Origin of the sequence: uncultured Arcanobacterium sp., assembly GCF_947253055.1 — a bacterium.
GTDB lineage: Bacteria > Actinomycetota > Actinomycetes > Actinomycetales > Actinomycetaceae > Arcanobacterium_A.
In genome coordinates, this window is sequence record NZ_CAMXYE010000111.1 from 1 (window position 1) to 2,959 (window position 2,959).

General features: G+C 49.6%; 2 protein-coding genes and 1 pseudogene. 1 reads left to right on the forward strand and 2 read right to left on the reverse strand.

What is annotated here, in order from left to right; genetic code table 11:
* Window positions 1-1,412, forward strand: a pseudogene (locus tag Q0X35_RS06360) (bifunctional glutamine-synthetase adenylyltransferase/deadenyltransferase); the annotation flags it as partial.
* Between the two features lie 21 nt (window positions 1,413-1,433).
* Here Q0X35_RS06360 and Q0X35_RS06365 read toward each other — a convergent pair.
* Together Q0X35_RS06365 and Q0X35_RS06370 are read right to left on the reverse strand one after the other, a co-directional pair.
* A complete protein-coding gene (locus Q0X35_RS06365) occupies window positions 1,434-2,210 on the reverse strand; it encodes an amino acid ABC transporter ATP-binding protein (protein ID WP_297566651.1) in 777 nt (258 codons plus the stop codon).
* Window positions 2,211-2,219: 9 nt separating this feature from the next.
* Window positions 2,220-2,959: amino acid ABC transporter permease (locus tag Q0X35_RS06370; RefSeq protein WP_297566653.1), on the reverse strand; the 740-nt coding region annotated here is incomplete at its 5' end.

Here is a 2,959-nt window from a genome sequence, read left to right on the forward strand (position 1 = left end):
TTTCGCGGACAGCTGCGATTCAAAAGCAGCTTCTGCCGGTAATGATTGGTTGGTTCGCACAAGGTCCCGATCCAGATCAAGGCTTACAAGCATTTCGGATAGTGTCGGAAGAATTAGGGGCAACCTCTTGGTATATGCGCACTTTGCGAGATTCGGGAGCGGCAGCGGAAAGATTGGCGCGCGTGCTTTCGTCCTCGCGTTATATCGCCAGGGAATTACCGGCTTTAGCAGAAGCTATTTCGTGGCTAGATGAAGATAGCCAACTCACTCCGCGCAGTGCTGATGAATTGCGCCGCGAATTAGATTCTATGGGGGAGCGGGCGAGTTCTCCACAAGATTTGGCGCGGGCAGGGCGCTATTTACGTCGGCGCGAATTATTGCGCACGGCTTTGGCGCAGGTGCTGGATATGCTCAGCTTAGAGCAGGTACAGGGCGCTATTTCTATGGCGGGTGATATTGCTTTAGAGGCGGCATTTCGAGCGGCAAAAATTAAGACGCTAACTGAGCAGGAGCAGGAAGAGGCGCCAGTTGATCTAGCTGTAATTGCTATGGGGCGCTTTGGCGGTAAAGAACTTAGTTATGCATCTGATGCCGACCTTATATTTGTGCATCGGCCGCGGAAAAATGCAGCTATGAATGCTGATTTCGCAGATAGTTTTGCTATTAGCTGGGCAAAAAATATTATTACTTTACTGCAATGCTCTGATGTGGAGCCGCCGCTGGTAGTTGATACGGATTTACGCCCGGAAGGGAAAAATGGCCCGCTTTCGCGCAGTTTAGAGAGTTGCCGCCACTATTATCAGCATTGGATAGAGACTTGGGAAAAACAAGCTTTGCTTAGGGCGCGGTTTTGCTGCGGAGATTACGATCTCGGAGAAAAATTTCTCTTGCTTATTGCGGATCTGCGCTATCCGCCGCAGGGAATTACGGCGGGAGAGATACGCGATATTCGCCGGATAAAGGCACGGGTAGAGAAGGAACGGATGCCGCGCGGAATAGCTCCAAGCCGGCACGTAAAGCTCGGGCGCGGCGGCTTGGCGGATGTGGAGTGGTGTATTCAATTGCTGCAGCTAGAGCAGGCGGGAAAATATCCCCTTTTGCGCACTCCCCAAACTTTAGCAGCACTAACTGCGGCAGCTAAATGTGGATTACTATCCGCACAGGAGGCTAAAGAGCTGCGCGAAGCGTGGATCTACGCCTCCCAGATACGCAATTTCAATGCGCTGGGCACCGGGCGTCTTCAGAGCATAAAAGTGGATGTATTGCCGGCGGCAAGCGAACAAGTAGCTGTGCTAGGAGCGCTTTTTGGTTATCCGCCGGGGAGGCGGCACAATGTGGAAGAAGATTACCTGCGCCGTGCCCGCCGAGCTCGCGCCGTAGTGGAAAATATCTTCTACGGAGATACGCCCTAGATTTTTAGAGCACTTAGATTTTTAGAGCACTTTCGAAAGAAACTCTTTTGTCCGTGGGTGCTGTGGATTATCAAATATCTCGCTCGGGATATTGCTTTCGATTATGCGCCCTTCGTCCATCAGAATTACTTGATCGGATACTTCGCGTGCAAAGCCAATCTCGTGCGTCACCACAATCATCGTAATACCGTCTTGCGCCAGCTGCTTCATGACGGCGAGCACTTCTCCTACTAATTCAGGATCGAGAGCAGAAGTAGGCTCATCAAAAAGCATTAGTTCTGGATTCATAGCTAAAGCGCGGGCAATGGCTACTCGTTGCTGCTGGCCACCGGAAAGTTCAGCTGGATAATGCTGTGCGCGGTCGCTCAAGCCCACTCGCTCTAGTAGTTCTAAGCCTTCTTTGCGCGCTGCTTTTTCATCTTTTTTCAACACGTGAATCGGGGCTTCAATTACGTTTTCTAGAGCCGTCATATGTGGAAAAAGATTGAAACGCTGAAAAACCATGCCGATGCGCGCACGCTGGCGAGCAATATCTTTATCGGAAAGTTCGTAAAGTTTGCCATTTTTTTCTTGGTAGCCGAGCAATTCATCTTGTACATATATCCGCCCAGCTTGAATTTTCTCGAGCTGATTAATGCAGCGCAGCATAGTGGATTTACCAGATCCAGAGGGTCCTAAAATTGCTGTTACGCTGCTTTTCGCTACCGAAAAAGACACTCCTTTTAGTACGTGCAGCTCAGCAAAGAATTTGTGTACTCCTTGTACGGATACCATCAAATCGCTATTTTCAGAAGTCATTTGTGCGTCCTAAGGTGTGTATTCGATAAACGGATCGGCATAGGTAGTTTGAGCGGCATTTATAGCGGATTGCCGCGAGTGATGCAATTTTTTCTTGCGCCGTTTGGTATGCCGCTCTTCGCCGCCAAATTCCTTGGTGCCTTTTCCAAAGTATTGCTCTAGATAGTGCTGACCTATCATCAGAATAGAAGTGATGAGTAGATACCAGATAGCGGCCACTAAGAGATAGGGTACGGGGCGGAACGAAGATTGCCCCATCGCATTGGTTACGTAGGTCAGCTCCAAAGTGAAAGGTACCGCCGTTACTAAAGAGGTAGTTTTCAACATGGAAATCGTTTCGTTCCCGGTAGGAGGAATGATTACCCGCATTGCTTGAGGAAGAATAATGCGCCGCAGAATTTGCCCATTACTCATGCCCAAGGCCTTAGCGGCCTCTTCTTGTCCCGAGTCTACGGAGTTTAAGCCCGAGCGCACTATTTCCGAGAGATAAGCGCCTTCGTTTAGGCCTAAGCCCAATACCGCACAAGCAAACATAGTGTGCTGCATATTGTCGAATACTCCGTAGGGGGAGAAGCTGAAAAAGTTAATGCCGGTAAAAGGAATACCTACGGTAATCGATTCATATAGCACCCCGATTAAGCCCCAGAAAATTAACTGGGTGTAAATAGGAGTACCCCGGAAGAACCAGATATATACGGTCGCTACTGCCCGCAGTACCGGATTGAGCGAACGGCGCATTATAGCCATAG

Bases quoted from the DNA above. Each gene is read 5' to 3' on its own strand.
- Q0X35_RS06365 (WP_297566651.1), bottom strand. From the start codon at position 2,210: ATGACTTCTGAAAATAGCGATTTGATGGTATCCGTACAAGGAGTACAC.